The organism is Aminobacter niigataensis, from assembly GCF_014200015.1.
In the GTDB taxonomy this organism is placed as follows: domain Bacteria; phylum Pseudomonadota; class Alphaproteobacteria; order Rhizobiales; family Rhizobiaceae; genus Aminobacter; species Aminobacter niigataensis.
In genome coordinates this window covers 1-19,638 of the sequence record NZ_JACHOT010000013.1, presented here as the reverse complement: position 1 = coordinate 19,638, position 19,638 = coordinate 1, and the positions used below count along the sequence as shown (strand labels likewise).

Annotated in this window: 16 protein-coding genes and 1 pseudogene; 5 read left to right on the top strand and 12 right to left on the bottom strand. The window is 56.4% G+C overall.

Annotated elements, in window-relative coordinates:
* Nucleotides 1–2: 2 nt before the first annotated feature.
* The 4 genes from GGQ99_RS25345 to GGQ99_RS26410 all read left to right on the top strand — a co-directional run bounded on the left by GGQ99_RS25345 (nucleotide 3) and on the right by GGQ99_RS26410 (nucleotide 6,757).
* Complete coding sequence (locus GGQ99_RS25345; RefSeq protein WP_183264701.1) at nucleotides 3–3,173, top strand: Eco57I restriction-modification methylase domain-containing protein; 3,171 nt, start codon at nucleotides 3–5, stop codon at nucleotides 3,171–3,173.
* Nucleotides 3,174–3,187: 14 nt separating this feature from the next.
* Nucleotides 3,188–3,391 carry a hypothetical protein gene (locus GGQ99_RS25340; RefSeq protein WP_183264700.1) on the top strand — a complete coding sequence of 68 codons (204 nt, stop codon included), beginning with the start codon at nucleotides 3,188–3,190 and terminating at the stop codon, nucleotides 3,389–3,391.
* Nucleotides 3,381–5,894: an AAA family ATPase gene (locus GGQ99_RS25335; protein WP_183264699.1), complete on the top strand. Its 2,514-nt coding sequence runs from the start codon at nucleotides 3,381–3,383 to the stop codon at nucleotides 5,892–5,894. The genes GGQ99_RS25340 and GGQ99_RS25335 overlap by 11 nt, the downstream gene beginning before the upstream one ends.
* Before the next feature lie 107 nt (nucleotides 5,895–6,001).
* On the top strand, nucleotides 6,002–6,757 hold the full coding sequence (locus GGQ99_RS26410) for a recombinase family protein (RefSeq protein WP_343061781.1): 756 nt from the start codon (nucleotides 6,002–6,004) through the stop codon (nucleotides 6,755–6,757).
* 120 nt (nucleotides 6,758–6,877) lie between these two features.
* Here GGQ99_RS26410 and GGQ99_RS25325 read toward each other — a convergent pair whose 3' ends face one another.
* The 12 genes and pseudogenes from GGQ99_RS25325 to GGQ99_RS25275 form a co-directional block, all read right to left on the bottom strand.
* Nucleotides 6,878–8,155, bottom strand: coding sequence for an MFS transporter (locus GGQ99_RS25325; RefSeq protein WP_183264698.1), 1,278 nt, complete (start codon nucleotides 8,153–8,155; stop codon nucleotides 6,878–6,880).
* A gap of 218 nt (nucleotides 8,156–8,373) precedes the next feature.
* Complete coding sequence (locus GGQ99_RS25320; RefSeq protein ID WP_183264697.1) at nucleotides 8,374–9,138, bottom strand: SDR family NAD(P)-dependent oxidoreductase; 765 nt, start codon at nucleotides 9,136–9,138, stop codon at nucleotides 8,374–8,376.
* 88 nt (nucleotides 9,139–9,226) lie between these two features.
* Nucleotides 9,227–9,688, bottom strand: coding sequence for a hypothetical protein (locus GGQ99_RS25315; RefSeq protein WP_183264696.1), 462 nt, complete (start codon nucleotides 9,686–9,688; stop codon nucleotides 9,227–9,229).
* The gene (locus GGQ99_RS25310) at nucleotides 9,685–12,042 is read right to left on the bottom strand and encodes a N,N-dimethylformamidase beta subunit family domain-containing protein (RefSeq protein ID WP_183264695.1); all 2,358 of its coding nucleotides are present in this window, start codon (nucleotides 12,040–12,042) and stop codon (nucleotides 9,685–9,687) included. The genes GGQ99_RS25315 and GGQ99_RS25310 overlap by 4 nt, the downstream gene beginning before the upstream one ends.
* 29 nt (nucleotides 12,043–12,071) lie before the next feature.
* Nucleotides 12,072–12,494 carry a N,N-dimethylformamidase alpha subunit family protein gene (locus tag GGQ99_RS25305; protein ID WP_183264694.1) on the bottom strand — a complete coding sequence of 141 codons (423 nt, stop codon included), beginning with the start codon at nucleotides 12,492–12,494 and terminating at the stop codon, nucleotides 12,072–12,074.
* A gap of 32 nt (nucleotides 12,495–12,526) precedes the next feature.
* On the bottom strand, nucleotides 12,527–13,564 hold the full coding sequence (locus GGQ99_RS25300) for an oligopeptide/dipeptide ABC transporter ATP-binding protein (protein WP_183264693.1): 1,038 nt from the start codon (nucleotides 13,562–13,564) through the stop codon (nucleotides 12,527–12,529).
* Nucleotides 13,561–14,691: an ABC transporter ATP-binding protein gene (locus GGQ99_RS25295; RefSeq protein ID WP_343061783.1), complete on the bottom strand. Its 1,131-nt coding sequence runs from the start codon at nucleotides 14,689–14,691 to the stop codon at nucleotides 13,561–13,563. Before GGQ99_RS25295 ends, GGQ99_RS25300 begins: the two co-directional genes overlap by 4 nt.
* A gap of 2 nt (nucleotides 14,692–14,693) precedes the next feature.
* A complete protein-coding gene (locus GGQ99_RS26345) occupies nucleotides 14,694–15,023 on the bottom strand; it encodes an ABC transporter permease subunit (protein ID WP_183264691.1) in 330 nt (109 codons plus the stop codon).
* A complete protein-coding gene (locus GGQ99_RS25285) occupies nucleotides 14,978–15,703 on the bottom strand; it encodes an ABC transporter permease (protein WP_183264690.1) in 726 nt (241 codons plus the stop codon). Before GGQ99_RS25285 ends, GGQ99_RS26345 begins: the two co-directional genes overlap by 46 nt.
* Before the next feature lie 5 nt (nucleotides 15,704–15,708).
* Entirely contained in the window at nucleotides 15,709–16,413 is a 705-nt protein-coding gene (locus GGQ99_RS25280; RefSeq protein ID WP_246389748.1) for an ABC transporter permease, read from the bottom strand.
* 27 nt (nucleotides 16,414–16,440) lie between these two features.
* A pseudogene (locus tag GGQ99_RS26475) lies at nucleotides 16,441–16,722 on the bottom strand (hypothetical protein); the annotation flags it as partial.
* Nucleotides 16,723–16,750: 28 nt separating this feature from the next.
* A complete protein-coding gene (locus GGQ99_RS25275) occupies nucleotides 16,751–18,415 on the bottom strand; it encodes an ABC transporter substrate-binding protein (protein WP_183264688.1) in 1,665 nt (554 codons plus the stop codon).
* An 848-nt stretch (nucleotides 18,416–19,263) separates the two neighbouring features.
* Here GGQ99_RS25275 and GGQ99_RS25270 point away from each other — a divergent pair.
* On the top strand, nucleotides 19,264–19,638 hold a 375-nt coding region (locus GGQ99_RS25270), incomplete at its 3' end, for a response regulator (RefSeq protein ID WP_183264687.1).

Genomic DNA, 19,638 nt, shown 5'->3' with positions numbered 1-19,638 from the left:
GTATGCCACTCACTCCAGAACTGGACGCGCCCTACAAAAAGCTCTGCACTCAGGTTGCAGCGGCCCAGAACGAGGAAGAAATCCGGCTGTCATGGGTAAGGGCACTTGAGGAAGCCCTTGGAATAGTCTTCCATGCCGAGCGCGGAAAGCGAGACCTTAGCTACAACAACGTCGTTATCGAGTTTAAAGGGCCAGGGAAGTTCAACGGCAAGACGACCAGTCCAGCCTTTCAGGAGGCGATGGAAAAGCGCCTGTTGCCCTATATCGTCAAGACCTCCAAATCCGAGCATATCGACCAAAGTGATTACATCGGCATCGCAATCGATGGCCATCACCTAGCTTTTGCCCAAGTAATAAATGGGGTCATTCATCACCAGCACCTGCTTCCTATAACGCAGGTGACGTTCGGCATGGTTGTGGAAGCCTGCCGAAAATCCTACCGGCGCGCCGTCACGGCCGCAAATCTGATTGAAGATTTTGGGCACGATTCGGATAGAGGCCTCGCCCTTATGCGGGCGATGGTGGAGGCGCTTTCGAACGCTTTAAAACCGGGCGGCAACAAAAAAATCCGAATGCTTTTTGAAGAGTGGCGCACACTCTATGGGCAAGTTTCCGCTCTTTCACGGGAACAGCTTAAAGATATCAATGGAACGCTCCGGTTTTCTTATAGCGGAAAACCCGACGATGACGTACCGGCGCGCCTGTTCGTCATTCACACCTTCAACTCGCTGCTAATAAAGCTTCTCGGTGCGGAGATCGTCGCCGCCCACGGCCTGGCGTCAGGAACAGCTTTTGCGCAGGAACTGGCCACCATAGACGACGATGAAGCCCTGATATCCCGCTTGCGTTCAGATATCGAAGAAGGGGGCTTCTTCGAGGCGACCGGCATCTACGGGTTCATCGAGGAAGCGATTTTTAGCTGGTACGTTGATGCAGCCAATCCCAAAAGCCAAAAAGCATCGATTGCCTCAGCAATCCGGGACGTATTGGCAGAGCTTTCTCTCTATCGCACGGACAAGCTCGATCACACCCGAGACGTGCTTTGCGACTTCTATCAAGACCTCGTTCCGGATACTTTGCGAAAGAGTCTCGGCGAATTTTACACGCCGCAATGGCTGGTCGAGATCGCCGTCGATAAGGCCGGCATCAAGGATTGGCTCAAGACGCGCGTGCTCGATCCGACCTGCGGGTCGGGTTCGTTCCTCGTTGAAGTCATTCGCAGAAAACGTGCCGCCGCCGTCGCCGCCGGGCTATCTCCCAGCGATACGGTGGCCATGCTGGCGCAGACCGTTTGGGGTTTCGACTTGAACCCGCTGGCGGTTCAGTCCTCGCGCACCAACTTCCTGATGGCCATCGCTGACCTGCTTAAAGCCGCACCCGGCCAGCAGGTCGAAGTGCCAGTCCTTTTGGCCGACGCCATCTATTCGCCGGCACCGCCACCCGGTTCCGATGACAGCACGGTCGAATACCAGATCGGCAGCCAGGTCGCCAACCTCAAGATTCTGCTTCCGCCAGAGCTTGCCTACGACCGGAAAACGCTCGATGAGGTGTTCCAGGTGATGGGAGAGCTGGTCGAGACAGACGCGGAATATCCGGCTTGCGCGAAGGCCCTCTCCACGCGCGGCATCGTCACTCCTGAAAATCTGAAATTGTGGGTCAAGCCGCTCAAGGCGACCTATGACCAGGTGCTGGAGTTGCATCGCCAGAACTGGAACGGAATCTGGTTCCGGATCGTGCGAAACTTCTTCTGGTCTGCAACCGCCGGAGAATTTGACGTGATTGTCGGCAATCCCCCTTGGGTTCGATGGTCTAAGCTCCCCGACACCTACCGCGAGCGCGTGAAGCCGACCTGCGAACAGTACACGATCTTTTCAGAGACACCGCACCACGGCGGCAATGAACTCGATATCTCCGGGATGATTACGTACACGACCGCTGACAAATGGCTGAAGTCAGGCGGAACAATGGTTTTCGTCATCACGCAAACCCACTTTCAGACGCCATCATCTCAGGGATTTCGCCGCTTTCGAATCAATTCCCAATATCGGTTGGCCCCTGTTTCCGTTGACGACCTGAAGGCTCTAAAGCCGTTTCCAGGTGCAGCGAACAAGACCGCCATCGCTGTATTCAGGAAAGGACCCCGCGCTCCAAAATATCCCGTGCCCTATCATCTGTGGACTGCCGCGAAGGGAAGCAGCCGTGCGATCCCCCCGCATCTTTCCCGAAAGGACGTGCTGAAAGCCGTCACGATTGCACCGCACGAGGCAACGCCCGTTGGTGACGAAGGGTCTCCATGGGCGATCCTTCCTCCTGGGCGGTTCGCGGCGCTGCAAAGCCTTGCGGGAAAATCAACATGGGTGCAGGGCCGCAAAGGCATCACGGCAGACTTGAATGCTGTCTATTTTCTAAACGTGTCTGCCGCGAACAAGCAGACAGGACTCGTGGAAGTTACGACTCGTCCCGAGGCAGGCAAGACCGACATCGGAAAGGCACGGAAATTCTGGATCGAACCCACTCTGCTTTACCCCCTTCTGAAAGGCGCGTCCGACTTTGAATCCTGTTACCTTAAGGCCAAGCGCGATCTTTTCGTGATTGTGCCAAACGACGGCATTACGCGGGATGCCGGAGCGGCGGCTGAAGCGCGAATGAATGCGCATTGCCCGAATACGAAGCGGTATTTCAAAGCTTACGAGAAGTGGCTTCGCGCCCGCTCTACATGGAGCAAGCGAATGCCGAACGCTCCGTATTATGCGGTCTATAATGTAGGAACCTATACGTTCGCGCCTTATAAAGTGGTATGGGCAGAGCAATCCGGCAGTTTCTCGGCAGCGGTTGCAGCAAGTGCGAAAGTGCCTCTTGTGGGATCACGACCTTACGTCCCGGATCACAAGATATTCTTTGTAGAATTTGATGAAGAAGAGCCGGCATATTTCCTATGCGGTCTCCTGACATCGCGTTCCGTGAAAGAGTTCGTTGAAAGCCACAACATCTCTATTCAGGTAGGCGACATATTCAAGCACATGAGCCTTCCGGCCTACAAGAAAGGTAGTGCTGTACATACGAAACTTGCGAAGCTTGCGAAGTCGGCCCATGGCGAGGACAACGCTGCGGCGCGGAGCAAAATCGTCGCCAGTGTGCGGGACTTGGCGGATAACATCATCCAGGGGACGTGAACCGGGGAAGTGGAATGGCGGAAGACGATACCCAGGAGGCACCAGCGGAGACCTTGAGTAATAGCGATCGTCTCTTGCAGCATTTGAAGGCAGACTCACTCGCAGCCCGCCTCGTTCTGGCGCAAAAAAAAGCTGCCAATCCGGCCGCCGCCCTGAAAACGGTCCTCACGGAACGACTTGACCAGGTGAGGAAAGACCTTAGCGGCGATGAGAATTAGAGCGCTCACGGTCAAGGGTTTCCGAGCCTACGGAGCCGCAGAACAGACTCTCAACCTACCCGGTGAGATCGCCGCCGTCTGGGGACCGAACAGCAAGGGGAAAACGAGCCTTGGAGAGGCCTTCGAGTTTCTTTTGACGGGCAGCATCACGCGCCGCGAACTGATGGCGAGCAGCCAGGACGAATTTGCGGATGCGCTCCGCAACGCCCACCTTGCCGCCGGTCAGGACGTGTTTGTTGCCGCGCGGATCACGGCACCGGACGGGACCGATCACGAGATCAAGCGGGTGCTAACCGCCGATTATGCCAAACGGCAGGATTGCACGTCCCGACTCGAGATCGACGGGGCAGAGGCCGCAGAAGCCGATCTTGCGGGGCTTGGCATTGTGCTTTCTCAGCCTCCGTTGCAGGCACCGGTCCTCGCACAGCATACGCTGAGCTACATTTTTTCGGTGCGGCCACAGGACCGCGCGACGTACTTCAAAGCCCTGTTTGAAGTTACCGATCTTGATGAGTTGCGCAACGTCATAGCGGTTCTGGCGGACGAGCTGACGCCGCCCGATAATGACGCTCTGTCCAAGTTCGATAGCTGCGCGGCGCTTGCGCTACTGCAACCGGTGCTCGCAAAAATCTCCCGCACGATCCCGGACCTGTCCGGCCTGGCTGAAAAACTCAACGAGTGCGCCCGCGCCCTCTTGGAAAGCGCCGGCGCGAATGTCCCCGGCATGCCGGCAGAGCGGCTTGCGGCAGTCGAAAAACTGCTGGCCGATCTCCGGAGCAAGACGTTCCCCGTGCGCGGATTTGAGCGCACGCAGCTTGCCGGCTGGAATCCGCCAGCCGGTGTCACGTGGACTCAGCTCGAAACGTACATCGAGGAGAGGGAGAAGGTTTCCGAAGAGACGCGCCGGCTTGTGGCGCTTTTCAATGAAGCTCTCAAACTGCCCGCCGTCGCTGATATCGAGGAACCCGTCGATTGTCTCCTATGCGGCGCGGAGGCCGCTTTGACGCCGGCGCGCGTCCAGCTCATTCGGCAGCACGCGGCGGATACCAAGGATTTCAAAGCGGCCGAGACGGCAGCTAAGACGGCGTTTTCTCAGTTATCGACATCCGCGCACAATCTGATCGAAGCCGTGCAGGCCGCTTTGCCGGAATTTTTCAAAGTGAAGGCCGAAAAGCGCCGCAAGCAGGGCTTCACGATCAGCCGCATCCGTCAGCTTCTAGACGATGATGCCGCTGCCGTGGTGGAGCCGTGGCTCGCCCGGATCAGGCCACTTGTGCGGGCCGGCGCTGCCTTGCGGCGTCAGGCGGAAGCCGCTCAAGCCCTTGTCGAGAAGCAAACCGTCGAAATTGGTGCCGCTTTTGATCCGGACGAACTGACGGCCCTCTTTGCGGAGCTGGTTAAACTCCGCATGGTCTATGCCGCTGCACTTGACGCTTACGACGGGCCTTCGCAGGCACTTGTCATCGCGCTGAATGAGGTTCTAGACGCTCAATCCGACACCGCAGGGTGGCAGAACTTTCTCGACATCGCCCCGGACCCTACAGGGCTTCGGACGCTCCTGATCGAACGCCTGACCCGAGCCACTGTTACCAAGGAGCTTGAGGCGGCGCTTAAGCAGATTGATACCGCCAAAGAGAAGGTTCTCGAAGATAAATTCTCCGATTACAGCGGAGCCATACAGGCATGGTGGGAAAGGCTGAGACCTGACGAGCCGACTTTCTTTTCAGCGGTTCAGCCGCGCAAAGGTGCAAAGCGGACGATCGATTTCAAAGCGGGGCTTTCCGCAAGCGCAGACCGTGCCGCGCCCAAACTGCGTGATGTAATCGCAATATTTAGCCAGTCCCAGCTTCACTGTCTTGGCCTCTCCCTCTTTCTCGCACGGGCCGAGCATGAGGGTGCCGGCTTCATCGTCCTCGATGACCCGGTGCTTTCGAGCGACGAGGATTACCGGGTGCACTTCAATTCGACAGTGCTTACCGAACTTCTCGCCTTGCCTATGCAGGTAATCGTGCTGACGCAGGATCACGACACATGGGAGGAACTAGAAACCCGCTATCGACACTCCGGAATTTCGACCGCGCAGCTCTACATAGACACGCCCGCCGAGGGTACGGTGATCGAGAATACGAGCGATGCGCTGGTTGCCAAATTGAATCGCGCGAAGTCGCTGGCGCGTGGAGGGCACCCGGATAGTCGAAAGGAATGCGGAGTCCAGTTGCGCGACGCCGGCGAGCGCTTCTGTAAGGAAATTCTTGTGAATGATCGTCGCAAGAAGGGCGATACCGCAGCCTCGCTCACTGACTACGACGGGAAAACAATGGAGTGGCTACTGCCGCATGTCGAGCCGCTTCTTGATCGGGACCCGTCTCACCCCGGCAAGTTTACGGTGTTCAAGCAAACTGCGAACGACGCTTGCCATGACAACACCCCGCCGAGCACCGCCGCCATGACGCAAGCACATGGTGAAATCTGGTATCTGGTGAAAGTGTATCTACCGCGATAGAGCGGCTTGAGAGCCATTTAAAACCCGGCGCAGCGTGGCGACATCGGCGCGGGTTTTGCCCGCCTCCATCGTTTCGACCGCCTGTTTGATATGGAAACGGTGAGGCATTGGCCGGGCAACCGATCCTTATTTTGTACCACCCTTTTGCGCGGGTGACTGAAGGACGAACAGGTATCTCCTGCGCGTCGCGATGTCGCAGAAATCGCAAACATGCGACAATTCTTACCGAACCTCATTACCGGCTCAATCCCAGCCCCTGCGAGCGTGAAAGCTCCTGTTTCAGCCGTATGGTCGCGGGTCAGTTCCGCCATTCGGGTGCGTTCCACGACACGAGCAATACCCTTGATCTGCTCGGCCTTCTTCGCCAGCTCGGGATTGCGCTCGAGCTGCTGGCCGAAATCGCGAGGATCGGAGCGGCCGAACCGCGCCTCGAGCGCCTTGCCGACATTCCGCGCTTCCTCGAGCGCGGCTTCTCCTTCGGGTGTAGAGCGAAGCTGAGTGATCCAGCGATTGCGCTCCTGCGTGTGCTGGCCGGAAAGGGCGCTCAGATCGACACCACTACCGCATCCGGCCGCATGGTGTTCGGAATCTTTGCCACCCTAGCCGAGTTCGAACGAGACCTGATCTGGGAGCGCACTATGGCTGGACTCGCTGCCGCCCGGGCGCGCGGCCGCAAAGGAGGGCGGAAATTTGCGCTGACCAAAGCACAGGTCCGTCTCGCCCAGGCCGCCATGGCGCAGCGCGACACTTCCGTTTCCGATCTGTGCAAGGAACTCGGGATCGAGCGCGTCACTCTATACAGATATGTCGGACCGAAGGGCGAACTCAGGGACTATGGGAAGCGCGTTCTTGGCTTAGCGTAGGATTTCGCCCCCTCCCGCAAACGACCCCATGATGTCATCAAGCACGTTACCGAGGTTGCTCGTCAACTGAAGGTTTTCAGAATGACCGTCTACCGTGCATTGGCAGACCAGGACGTGCGCTCAGACCCTACCTGACCGGGATGTTCCCTGTACGTTCTTCAATTTAACCAAAATCGCAGCTTCGGGCCGCCGGGCCGTATCCAGACGACGGGGCTGCAAAAAGGGCGCGATAAGCAGCATCGATGTTGCCACCCCAACCAGACCCCAAAAGGCCAGATCGAAGGAACCCGTCAAATCGCGTAGTCGCCCGACCACGAGCGGTCCCGCAGCGGCGATCACATAGCCAACCATGAGCACGAAAGCGTTCCAAGCATTGGCCTCGTCGACCGTTTGTGTGTTGTCGAGGGGCAGGGTCATGCCCAGAGTAAATGTGCCTCCCAGACCGAAGGCGAAGATCGAAATCCAGAGGAACGGTGCCGTCATCGGAACCGCCGCGATCCCGATGAGCCCCAGCACTGCCAAGCCGGCGCCGGCCGCGAGCCACACCCGTCGATCCTCGTTGCGGCTCAGCGAGCCGAAGACCGGATTGGCGACTGTGAACACCCCGGTGAAGGTTGCAAGGATGAGACCCGCTTCCCCCTCGGGTATGCCCCGCTCCTGATACATCGCCGACGTCCAAGTCAGGACAGAATAGAAAAGTAGATTCACGCAGCCAAAAAACAGGGCCACAAGCCACGCCTTGCGGTTCGCCAACGGCATCTTCTCTCTTGAAGCGCCCGCGTCGATCGATGCGGCGGCCCGGCCTTCACGCACAGCCACCAGCGACCAACCAACAAGACCCACGACGACCACTGCGCTCCACATTCCCGCCGCGAGCCGCCACCCGCTCGGAGCGACTGCGGCGACCGGCCCCGTTACCGCGGCCGCGATCGTGCTGCCGAGCGAAAGCGACGCCGCATAAATCCCCATGAGGAGAGCGGCGCGGTTAGCGAAACGTGCCTTGATGAAGCCAGCAATCAACGCGCCAGCCAGAGCAATGCCAATACCCACGCCGACGGTCGTCGCGAGAAGAGCGAAGATGCTGGTCGCAAAGGCTCGCCCGAGCGTCGAGCCGGCCAGCAATGCAAGAGCCAAAAGGAGCACGGCGTCCCGGCCATACCGGCGCGCCAGCCAGGGTGCCGGTAGTGCGAATATCCCCATGAGCAGGTCCGGCAAGGACGTCAGCAAGGAGCCTGCAGCGTGCGAAAGACTGAAATCCTCAAGGACACGCGGCAGGATCGGGCCAACCGACACCAATGACGGTCGCAACCCAAATGCCACCAGTATAACAGCTGCTACGGCTAAGGGTGCCGCGATTGCGTGCACATCCCTTTGCCGCTGACCATCTTCGTCCGACATTACAAGTCTCCAGGAACAGGTCGAGCAACAAATGGCCTAAACCCGTGTCCACGAAAACGGGGCATCATCAGTCCGAAGCGGGTTTCGGCCGCGGTGATGATGAGGTCGCGCACGCCCTCGCCTTGATGCCTTCGGGGTGGCGTGCCGTGGGCAAAGGCCTCAGTCGCACAGTCGAGTCAAAGAAGGCGGGCCGCTCCTCAGCCATCGACAGCGCTGGCTCAGATCATGATATCACCGCCGTTCGGCGACAGGCACTGCCCGACATAATATGCGCCAGCCTCGCTAGCCAAAAGCAGCGCCGTAGGTGTGATTTCGCTGATCTGGCCAAAATGGCCGATCGGCAATTGCTTCTGTTTCATTTCACGCCATTCTTCGCTCAGCTCCATAAGAAGGTCCGTTTCCACGGGACCTGGTGCGATTGCATTCACCAGCACCCCATGGGGAGCTCCTTCATAGGACAGCGCGCGCGTGAAACCGACAATGCCCGCCTTGGCCGCGCAATAGTGGGTGAGCCTCGGCGCACCCTTGTAGGCCAGCTGTGAAGCTATATTGATGATCCTGCCGTATCTTCTTTCGAGCATGCCCGCAAAGAAGCATCGGCTGACAAGAAATGTCCCTCGCAAATGAACGCTGATCATGCGATCCCAGTCGTCAACGGTGATCTCGATAAACGGCTTGTCACCACCTATACCGGCGCAATTAACGAGGATGTCCACCTGCCCGAGCCGCTCCAAAGCTCCTTTCGAGAGCGCCGCAACCGATTTTTCGTCTGACACGTCGCATTCCAGAGAATGAACGACCGCGCCGTTGGACGACAAGTCTTCCTTCAACTCCCATGCGCGCTCGCAGTCGCCCAAATGGCAGAAGACTATCTCTGCTCCGTGCGCGGCAAATGCACGAACGATGCCTGAACCGATACCACGGCTTCCACCTGTGACGAGCGCCTTGCGACCGACTAGCGTAAACGGATTTGCCTCGCCCATCCTTTAATACACTCCTCGTAGTATTTCCGCCCGCGCGGGCAGCAACCCCTGCGGTGCGCGGGCGGAACTGATGTGCCTGACCTTCCAGTCAGGCCCGCGGCGGGGCGTTCCCTACATCCGCAAGTCTCAATTTTTGCGCTGCCTGTCGGGCTTCATCCTCAGAGGGATAAATCGGATTGCGGAATACCCTGAGTGGCGTCGCTCCGTCGGCGTGCAACTGGCCCACGCACCAACCCGAGCCCTTCACGGTTTCAACGATTACGTAGAAACCAGGCACAGGGCCAGGTTTGTGCCCGTTGATCATGAACAAGATCGCCGCGAGATCGGAAAACTCGCCTTCATCGACTCGAGCCTTCAATTCCTTCGCGGTTTTTCGATCCTCGAGAGATTCAAGCAACTCAAAGCTGCCCTCGGGGAACTCGGCCAATCCGTCGAGGTTGGCCTGCTTTTCCTCGTGGTAGGTATGATCCATCCACCAAGGCCTATGTTTAGGAAAATAGGCGGTGTCTGCGTTCACGGCATCGCCCGTCGTTGCGCAGAGAGTACTCATGGCAGCTCCACCTCCTCAATGAAGCCGCGTAACACGTTTTCCGTGATACGCGAGACGTTATTGTCGTAATCGTTGTGCGAAAGACTACCGCACCACGTCAACGACCCTGGTGCCCAACTCGCGCCGCCATTGGCCGTCTTGTAGTATATCATGTCGGCGCGCACCATTGGATTCTCATCTCCGCCGCCCCAGTAGCCACGCGCGTAGTGGAGGATTTCCTCGTTGACCTGCTGCATCAGGTCACCATGGCCTTCTGAACGTGCAAGCACATAAACTTGGTGCGGCGTACCTACATCGGCCGCATAGCGGTCGATTTCCAGACCGGCCGCACCGCCACCGACAAGGCCGAAATCGCCGATGACCTCATCCTCACCTATTCCGTCGAATATCCACGAACATTCCGGCAGATTGCCTTCGGGCATGCGTCGGTAGTAGGAACTGACATCGAAGCCATAGGCCGCGAAGGTTAGGCCGCACAGTTTTGAAGGTGCTCGCCCTCGAGCTCGCCACATACCGCCGAAGCCGCCATCAAAGGCTTGCGAGTATTCGCCGGGATCGGTGTTGTAGGCACGATTGCCGGCCTCTCCCTTGCGAACCTCTATGATGTTTTCGTTGTCCGGATGGAAGGACGTACACCAGTAAAAGCCGTCACCTCCGACATACATGAAGCGGCCGCCCGAATGCTGATAGTTGGCAAACGCTTCGATCATTTTCTCTGAAACATATTCTGGATGCGTGCCGGTCAGGACCACCTTGTACTTGTTGAGCAGCCCCACACCCTCGCGCTCGAGGTCGGCATCCGTGTGGATGTCGAACTTGAAGCCCTTGGTTTCCATCCAGTCAGTGAGGTGGAGATCGGCGTTGAACTGCCACAGCGACGGCGAAAGCCAGTGCCTGTACTTTGGGCGCATATTCAGGATAGGCCGAAGCCGGGACGAGTAGAACACGCCCGAACCGTCCGAGTGTACAGAGTAAAGGGAAAGACCGTACTCGCGATGCTGGTTCATATGGAGGTCCGACACCTGCATAAGCGGAACCGCACCGCGTAGGAGTTCGGCGATAACCGCGTCCGTGGCAAGATTGTCATTTGAATAGGCAAGATAGCTGCAGATCGGAACGATCAGCGCAACGTCGGCAGTGGTGGTGCCCTTCGGCGGACGCACGAAGAACGGAATGTAGTCTTCGGTATCCGACGATGAGACGCCGCCGATCCGCAATCGCGCCGCATAGATGCCGCTTGGAAGATCATCGGGGATCGTCCATGAGAAATCCGGCGACCAGCGAGCATCGTCAATGTCGTCGTCGTGGAAATGGATCGCGCCATACTCTTCGGGAGCATGGCGAAACGAGATTTCGTCACCGGTCCAGTTATATCCTGTCATGCCGCGAGACGGCATATTAACGGTAAAGCCATCAAGACCGGACTGGGAGGTGTCGATAATCTTCGTCGAAGCAATCGCCTTACCGATGTTCGCCTGGAAATCCCATGCAGCAATCACTTGGCCGCGAAGTGTAGAGTTGCAGGCGCGAACACCGCGAACGAGGGCGTCGATATCGCCACGTCCGAGCGCCAAGCCAGCAAGGCGCGGGCGGTCGATCTTACCGTTGTAGGTATGCGACTGAACCGGGAGCGCGATCGGCTCCTTCGCCTCCTTGTAGTGAGCACCAAAAATGAAACGACCTGAAAGCGTCTTCTTCGTCAACGCACCCATGATGAATGGCGCGGTTCCCTTCTTCGGAGCGCCGACCCGCTTGGTGAACTTTACGACTGCGAGGGATTCCTCGATGGGATGCACCAGCAACATGCCGATGCCCGCGTTGGTCGATGTCGGGGTCGGGATTTGAATCAAGTTGATCTCGCCCGTTTCAGCATCATAGGTCGCAGCGACCTGATACCAGACGCGCTTCAGCATCGGTTTGCCGGACGAGACCTTGGCGACGCCATTTTCGCCGTTGATCCAAAGTCCCAGGCTGCCGTCTTCCTCGACGACCATGCTGTAGCCGGTGCCGTCTTCCTCGGCCCAAGTGCCCATGATGCCCTGGACTCCTTTTTCTGGAGTCGTCGGAAAAACCATAGCCTGCATCGAAAAACTCGACACATCGAAGTGCGGATCGTGCGGAACGATGGCGTATGAACCGATATGAATCTCCTGAGGGCGGCCGGGGTATTCCTTGTCGGAGGTTTTGGCGATTTCCTCTTCCTTATAGCCCGGGCCTTCAGGGTTAGTGTCGCCGTGGATCAGGCGGACGATGTCTGCAGAATAGCTCTCGCTTTCGCTTGAACTGACATGGAAGGTCACGGTTTCACCCGGCGTTACCGAGTGCTTGTCGCTGTATCCGACGATATTCAACATAGATTACACCTCTTGGGTTCTGCCTTGGGTCACTTCTTCGGCGAAGGGTACTTGTCGAGAATATTCTTTACGCGGCGGAGGAAAATCGCGTGCTCGCATTCATCTCCGGTCGCGTAGACTTGATCTTCAAGAATTTCAACGGGCTCACCGCGCTTCCCCGGAAGTATGCCGATTGCGTATTTCTTGAAGGGCTCGATCTCCACCCGAACCTCTTTTCCAGCGAGAGCCGCCCTGCGTAGCTTGTCGAGAACGCGCGCAAGATCGTTACTATGTTGGACTACCGGCTTGCCAGCCTTCCCCGGCTTTCCAATTGGATTTTCGCGATGCTCGTCGATAATTGCCTGCCGGCGCTCCTCATCCCATAGGATGGGCATCACATGGGTAAGAGTGATGAATTCGTCGGTCGCATGCCACGATGCGTTCTGTGACATGCTGGTAGCGTTGCGATGCATCAGATGACTCCTGTTCAGTTGGACGGGGCATATCAGTTGTTCTCAACACCTTCGCTGAGCAATCGTTCGGTCTCGGCCTGAAAGGCTGAGAAGGTATCGCTCGTGTAGTCCATCTCAGCGATTTGCTTGTGTTTGAAACAGCGTACCATGTGGCCGCGATCGACAATGCTGACCGGCGGCATGTTGCTTCTAGTGTGGTCGTCGGCAAAGGGGCAACGCGACGCGAGGAAACAACCCCTCGGAAGGTCGATCGGGCTGGGAATTTCGCCCTTGAGTTCGATTTTCGGCTTGCCCTTGAGCTTCGGGTCCGGAAGAAGGACCGAGGATAACAAGCCGATGCTGTAGGGATGCCGCGGCTTTGCGAATAGCTCGTCAGCGAACCCCTCCTCCACGACCATGCCGAGATAAAGCACTGCGACTCGGTGACTGAGATAACGAACCGTGCTCAGGTCGTGGGAAATGAACAGGTATGCAGTCTCGAGTTCCCCCTGCAACCGAATCAACAGGTCGATAATCTCAGCTCGCGCGGTAGGATCGAGGGCCGAGGTAGGCTCGTCCAACACGATTAGTTCTGGCCGGGTAACGATGGCACGGCCGATGCCGACACGCTGTTGCTGCCCAGCGCTCAGCTCAGCCGGAAAAAGATCGAGGACGGATTCGGAAAGGCCTACGCGACGGATAATCTCAAACACTCGCTTGTCGCGATCCGCGCGACTGAGCTTCAATCCCACAAGCGGCTCGGCGATCGTCCTGCCTATGCGCACGCGCGGATCGAGTGATTCAGCTGGTTCCTGGAACACCAGCTGCAAGCGTCCTCGCAAGGAGGGGCTGCGTATGGTGCGGCGGCCGCCCATACGCTCGCCGGCAAACGTAACGGTGCCCCCGGTTGCTTCGATGAGACCAAGAACGCAACGTCCAATCGTTGTCTTGCCGGAGCCGGATTCACCAACGAGCGATAACGTCTCACCCTTGTCGAGAGTGAAGCTGACTCCGTTCACCGCCTGCACTTTCTTCGATCCGGCGAGCGGGAACGTCATCGCCATATCGTTGACTTCAAGAAGCGCCGTCATGCCCTTCCTCCCACAGGATAGTGACACCGCACCTCATGCCGCTCTCTAAATTTTGTGAGGCCGGGGTGTTCCACCTCGCATTTCTCGCGGGCGCGCACGCAACGATGCCGGAAAGGACAGCCTTCGACAGCAACTTGTGCCGATACCTCTTCCGGATTCTTTGTCCATTTAGCGCGCAACGTTGGATTGTGCGAGAATGCGGATAGAAGCATGACGCTGTAGGGATGCGCGGGCCGGGCGAAAAAGGAATTTGTATCCGCGATCTCGACTATCTCGCCGCCGTACATAACCGCGAGACGGTTGCAGAAATGAGCCGTCACCCCGATATCACGGGTTACGAACAGCATGGAAGCGCCCCGGTCGCGCACAAGTGTGTTCATCAGGTCAAGCACCTGGGCCTGGACCGTCACGTCGAGGCCACTGGTGGCATCGTCTGAAATGATGAATCGCGGCGAGCACATGAGCGCGATGGCGATGATGACACGCTGGGCCATGCCGCCGCTCAGCTCGTGCGGATAAGCGTTGAAACGCCGCTCGACGTCGGGTATCTGCACCGCTTTGAGCATTGCCAGCGCCTTTGCATCAGCTTCCTTGCGAGTCAGCCCGAGGTGCTGGTAGGCCACGTTGGATATCTGCTTGCCGACCGTAAGCAATGGGCTCAGTTCAGAGCGAGGATTTGGAACCATCATCGACAATTCCTTGCCCCTCACCGCACGAAGCACCTTGTCGTCGAGCGTCGAAAGGTCCAACTCATCGAGAATGATGCGACCGCTCTCCACAATTCCGGGTGCCGGTACCATTCCCATTATAGCTCGCGCGAGCGTCGTCTTTCCTGACCCAGACTCGCCCACTAGACCGAGAATTTCTCCGCTGGGGATATCCAACGAAATATGTTTCAAGACCCGATTGGGAGCTTTGCCGTAGGCAGGAAAGACGACGCTCAAGTCGCTTATCGTCATAATCGATTTTTTTTCGACAAGCATCGTGTCCCCGCTGATTGCTTGTGCCGTTAACGATTCATGGCTGTTCGGCACGCTTGCGTTCGTCACGAGAGCCTCGTTTTTTTGGAGGTTCGAGACAGGAAGCGTAGCCTTGCTGGTGACTCCCGCGGATACATGCACACTCACCGTCAAGCCCTCATCCTTGGGTCGATCGCAAAGCAGATGAGATCGACGATAAGATATATGAAGAGGCACAGGACCGCAGAGAACACGACGAAACCGAGCACAGGGTTGATGTCATTGTTCAGCACGCCCTGGATCGCGTATTGGCCTGCGCCGCCCCAAGAAAACACGATCTCCACCAGCACAGCCCCGCCTATGAGGAAGCCGTAGAGAACGCTGATGATCGTAACAATCGAAGGCATCGAATTTCGCACCGCCTGCCACATCACCGTGCGGGGCGAGAGGCCGCTCATCTCCGCGTAGCTGATGAAGTCGGATGAAAGGACGCGCTCCATCGTGGATTGCGTAACCTTGAGAATCGGCCGGCATTGATGAGGCCGAGCGTCGTCACCGGCAAAATAAGATGCCCAAACGTTGAGGCGAGGACCTCGAAATCACCGATAAGCAAGCTGTCGATAATATAGGAACCCGTGACCGCGGGCGGCGTTAGCAGCGCCATGTCGACGCGCCCGAGAGGTGCCGGAACGATGCCGAGGATCGTGTAAAATACGTATACAAAAACGAGCGCCAGCCAGAAGTCGGGAATAGCGCCTGCAATCAGCCCATAATAATCGGTGAACTTGCGAATAGGACCTTTCTTTCGACGCGCCGCCATAATTCCGAGCGGAACCCCGATAATCATTGCCAACAGAAGACCAAGCGTGACTAGTTCCAACGTAGCAGGAAAACGGACGAGAAGATCTTCGACGACAGGCCTTGTCGTTTGCCACGATGTGCCAAAATCACCCTGCAGAACGTTTCCGAAGTAGATCACAAACTGCTCGAGAACGGGCTTGTTGAAGCCCATGCTTTCGCGCAGGGCATCGATACTCGCCTGGCTTGCAACCGGCCCCAGCATCATGACAACGGGATCGCCGGGAATCATTTTCACCAACAGGAAGCTGATAAAAATGATTCCGAAGAGTTGCGGTGCGACATAAAGTAGTCGATTCAGGATGTAGCGGACAAAGGACATGACGATCAGCTCACAGTTCCGGCGAGTACCCGACGCCGGGCGGGATCGGAGAGGATTTCGATACTGCTGCCAATCAACGAGAAGCCGAAAACCGTCACCCCGAGGGCTAAACCAGGAAAGATGGACGGCCACCATTGCCCGGTCACGATGTTCTGATAACCCATCGAGATCATGCTGCCCCACTCGGGCAGCGGAGCAACCACGCCGGCGCCAACGAAGCTAAGACCTGCGGTAAGAAGCACGGACCATCCTATGTTCACGGAAAGCTGACTTAATACCGGCGGCAGTGCATTAGGGATGACATGACGCATGATAATACTGATGTCGGGGGAACCCGCGACATATGCCGCTTCGACGTAACGCATCTTGCGAATTGACAAGACCTGGCTGCGCATTAGGCGCAGATAGATGGGTGTGTTGACGAAGGCGATCGCGGCGATGACGCTGCTAACACCCTGGCCGAACACCGCAACGAGAGCGATCGCGAACACAAAGACGGGAAAGGCCTGCAGTACGTCGGCAGAGCGCATCACCAAGGCGCTCGAGAATTTTCGCCAAGTGCGTCCACCCTCATAAAACCCAGTGATCGCACCGAGTATAGAACCGATCATTGCCGAAATCAGGGTTCCCAAGAGCGCGATCGTAAGATCTATGCGTGGCGCGTAGATGACGCGACTAAAAATATCCATGCCCGCAGAATCGGTACCCATGGGATATGCCCAGCTCGGAGGCTGAAGGTATCGCGATGGGTCTGCCGTCATAGGGTCATAGGGCGCGATCCAAGGCGCAAAAACCGTGATTGCGCAGACGACGCTTACGATTATGTAGCCCAACGCAAAAGACGGGTTCTTGCGCAGAACAGCGAAGAAAAAACGTACCCGTCCGGCTTCACGCCTGCGACGCTCACCAGAAAGGGTCAAGGACTCCGTGTCGCCGGAGCATCCGACCACCTCGGGACCCGACGTAATAGCCGGGTCCGTCGGGCGACTCGATAACGCGTTAGATGTAGTGGCGGTCATCGGTTGATTTCCGTTGTCTTATGCAGCTCTAACTTCTGGACAAATCCTGATAGCGAATATTGTTTGACGTATAATATGTAAGTCCTTTTACACCGGTCTTGTGCGCCCAATGGTAATTCGGATAAGCTACAAAGACCCATGGTGCCTCTTCCATAACAATTTCCTGAACTCTCTGTGACATCTTTACGCGTTCGGATTCATCAGCACTTCTTGCAATTTTATAAAGAAGTTCATCAACTTCTTTATTATTGTAATTAGAGTAATTCACGAAAGATTTCGAGTCAAAATATAAACTCATTGCATAACCAGGATCAGGAGTCCATGGATTATCCTGATAGAAAATCATTGGCTCCTTACGCTCGGAAACAGCATTGTAGAATGTTCCTGCCGGATACTTCTTGAGTTCAAGATTAATCCCGATCTGACGCAGGGCTGACTGGTACAAAATCGCGATTTGCTCGTGCACCGGGTCGCCGGCGTTGTAGGAAAGCGTCGTGCTGAACCCGCTTTCGAAGCCCGCCTCCTTGAGGAGTTCACGCGCCTTTTCGAGGTTTTGCCCGTACTGCCAGTACTGATCCGTGAAGCTTGGATAAAACCAAGGCATCGCACCGATAAGCGGGGCTCCCAGATCCTGGAAGACTGTCTTGATGATTTCCTCCTGAGGGAAGGCAAAATTCATCGCCTGCCGCACTAGCTTGTTGTCAAAGGGGGCTACTACGGCATTCAGTTCGATCCAAAGCATTGAAGTCGCGTCAATGGTGTTCACCTCAACATTCGGTACATTCTTTAACTGAATGACTTCCAAAGGCTGAAGGAACTGGGCGATATCGACAGCGCCACCGCGAAGCAGCGATACGCGAGCTGCCGAGGTTGGAACCTCGCGATAGATCACGCGGTCGAAGAACGGCTTGCCGCCGTAGTAGTCTTCGCGCGCCTTAAACACGGCCTGCTGGCCACGCTCAAGCCTCTCCACAACATAGGGGGCAAAGCTGGCCGTCTCGTTGCGCAGGAACTCCTTCGCCCAAGGGTCTTCCTCACCGCCGACTTCCTTGCACTTCGTGGAGTCGAACACATGGGCGAAGAGGTTCGCCATGATGCGAACCAACATGGGATTCGGATTTTCGGGGCTGAAGGAAACGATGTACTTGTCTTCTGCCTTGATCTGTTCTGGCTTGGTGAGTCCAAGCGTTGCAAGGTAGAAGAGGCCGACGCCGCCGAGCTCAAACTTCCTGCGCCAGCTCCAGACGACGTCTTCAGCGGTAAGTTCGTTGCCCCAGTTACTGATTACACCTTCGCGAAGTTTGAACTTTGCCCACCTTGCCCCGGGATCCATCTCCCAACTTTCCGCGAGCTTGCCAACCGCGTTCACACCACCGGGCTTGTCTGGATAGGACCCGGTATCCTCGCGCATTACACCAGGAACCTTGGGGTCCGGAATCTTTGCAAACTCGATGAGATTCTCATACAGCACACCGTAGGCATCGACGGTGCCGAGGCTGATATCGAATTCGCTGTCGAGGCTCTGCGGAGTCTGCGGCGATGCCACAATGAGAGTAGGAACGCTCTGCCCGAAAGCAGAGGTTACGCCCGCAACACTGGAAAGCGCAGACAGACCAGTGAGCGCTATCCCGCCTTTCATAAGCGAGCGGCGAGATAGACCAAATGCACTTTGGTCCACGGGATTGTTGTCCATTTTTCGTTTCCCTCAGATGTTTTTTATTTCTATTCACGACAACTTCAATTTTGTAACACCCACAGAGTCGCGTGATGCCATTAAGCGACCTCGATATGCTTTTGTGCGGGCTCATTGTTTAGGTGTTACTTTTTCGTTCTTCTAAACACTCTAAACACAACCATTAGGCGTACGATGGTAAAACCCAAGCGTTTGTTTAGTCAAGTTGAAAATGCCCTCTACACGAAATTTACTACCGCTTTAAATGTTTAACCAAAAAAAAGCGCGTGATTTCAGCGGGCTATGATTCCGTCAAATTTTTAGATGCGACGGAGACCACGATGCCCAAACAGCGTTACCTGCACCACGGCATGGCGTTGGCACGCCAAGATCGTCATCTCCAGGCATCCACTGCGGACTTAGCTCATTCCTCTCCCTCGCCCGCTGTCATCATAAAATCCAGATGAATCAACAGGATAGTAGGCGAAGCTTAATTCCAATAATTGTAGCTTGCTGTAGGCACTAGTTTGACCTTGGGACAGATCCTTGGCGCGCCGGCAGCTGTTTGACATTGCAATTTTTATATTAACGTTTAGATTGCTGCCGAAAACCTAAACGTGATCCGAGCGCTCAACAGAAGAATGAGGGAAATGTCTGCTGTTCAGCGGTCCGTCGCGCATGACATGAAGATCGCACGGATTTGGTATGTTTATCTACAGACGCACAACCGAGCAGTGTGGATTTTCCAGTAGTATCGGAATGCCGCGATGCCGATGGGCGCTTCTAAACCGCCGTTCAAAATGGAAGACTGAGCATGCAGGTCGACAGGGAAAGGCAATTATTTAATCAACGCGCCACCGGGGCATTGAATGAAAATTCTTATAGCCGACGATCACTGGATGATCCGAGCATCACTCAAGCATGCGATCAGTAACCTAGACAGTTCACTAGAGACGGTTGACGCATCAACTTTCGACGAAGCGATGGAACTTCTAAACATTCATCATGACATAGAACTTATGTTATTCGACCTGGTGATGCCGGGACTTTCCGAATTCGACGGGCTAAGCACGCTAAGAGCGCGTTATCCCGATATTCCGATCGCAGTGATCTCCGTTCACGAAGATAGAAACCGAATACTGCGCGCGATCGAAGAAGGTGTCATCGCTTATATTCCCAAAAGCGCCGGGGGCGACGAACTAGCGAAGGCGCTGACTCTCGTTGTAAACGGAGGCGTTTATTTT

Excerpts from the sequence above, each read along its gene's own strand:
- GGQ99_RS25345 (WP_183264701.1), top strand. The coding sequence starts at position 3 with ATGCCACTCACTCCAGAACTGGACGCGCCCTACAAAAAGCTCTGCACT.
- GGQ99_RS25340 (WP_183264700.1), top strand. The coding sequence starts at position 3,188 with ATGGCGGAAGACGATACCCAGGAGGCACCAGCGGAGACCTTGAGTAAT.
- GGQ99_RS25335 (WP_183264699.1), top strand. The coding sequence starts at position 3,381 with ATGAGAATTAGAGCGCTCACGGTCAAGGGTTTCCGAGCCTACGGAGCC.
- GGQ99_RS25325 (WP_183264698.1), bottom strand. The coding sequence starts at position 8,155 with ATGTCGGACGAAGATGGTCAGCGGCAAAGGGATGTGCACGCAATCGCG.
- GGQ99_RS25320 (WP_183264697.1), bottom strand. The coding sequence starts at position 9,138 with ATGGGCGAGGCAAATCCGTTTACGCTAGTCGGTCGCAAGGCGCTCGTC.
- GGQ99_RS25315 (WP_183264696.1), bottom strand. The coding sequence starts at position 9,688 with ATGAGTACTCTCTGCGCAACGACGGGCGATGCCGTGAACGCAGACACC.
- GGQ99_RS25310 (WP_183264695.1), bottom strand. The coding sequence starts at position 12,042 with ATGTTGAATATCGTCGGATACAGCGACAAGCACTCGGTAACGCCGGGT.
- GGQ99_RS25305 (WP_183264694.1), bottom strand. The coding sequence starts at position 12,494 with ATGCATCGCAACGCTACCAGCATGTCACAGAACGCATCGTGGCATGCG.
- GGQ99_RS25300 (WP_183264693.1), bottom strand. The coding sequence starts at position 13,564 with ATGACGGCGCTTCTTGAAGTCAACGATATGGCGATGACGTTCCCGCTC.
- GGQ99_RS26345 (WP_183264691.1), bottom strand. The coding sequence starts at position 15,023 with ATGGAGCGCGTCCTTTCATCCGACTTCATCAGCTACGCGGAGATGAGC.
- GGQ99_RS25285 (WP_183264690.1), bottom strand. The coding sequence starts at position 15,703 with ATGTCCTTTGTCCGCTACATCCTGAATCGACTACTTTATGTCGCACCG.
- GGQ99_RS25280 (WP_246389748.1), bottom strand. The coding sequence starts at position 16,413 with ATGGGTACCGATTCTGCGGGCATGGATATTTTTAGTCGCGTCATCTAC.
- GGQ99_RS25275 (WP_183264688.1), bottom strand. The coding sequence starts at position 18,415 with ATGGACAACAATCCCGTGGACCAAAGTGCATTTGGTCTATCTCGCCGC.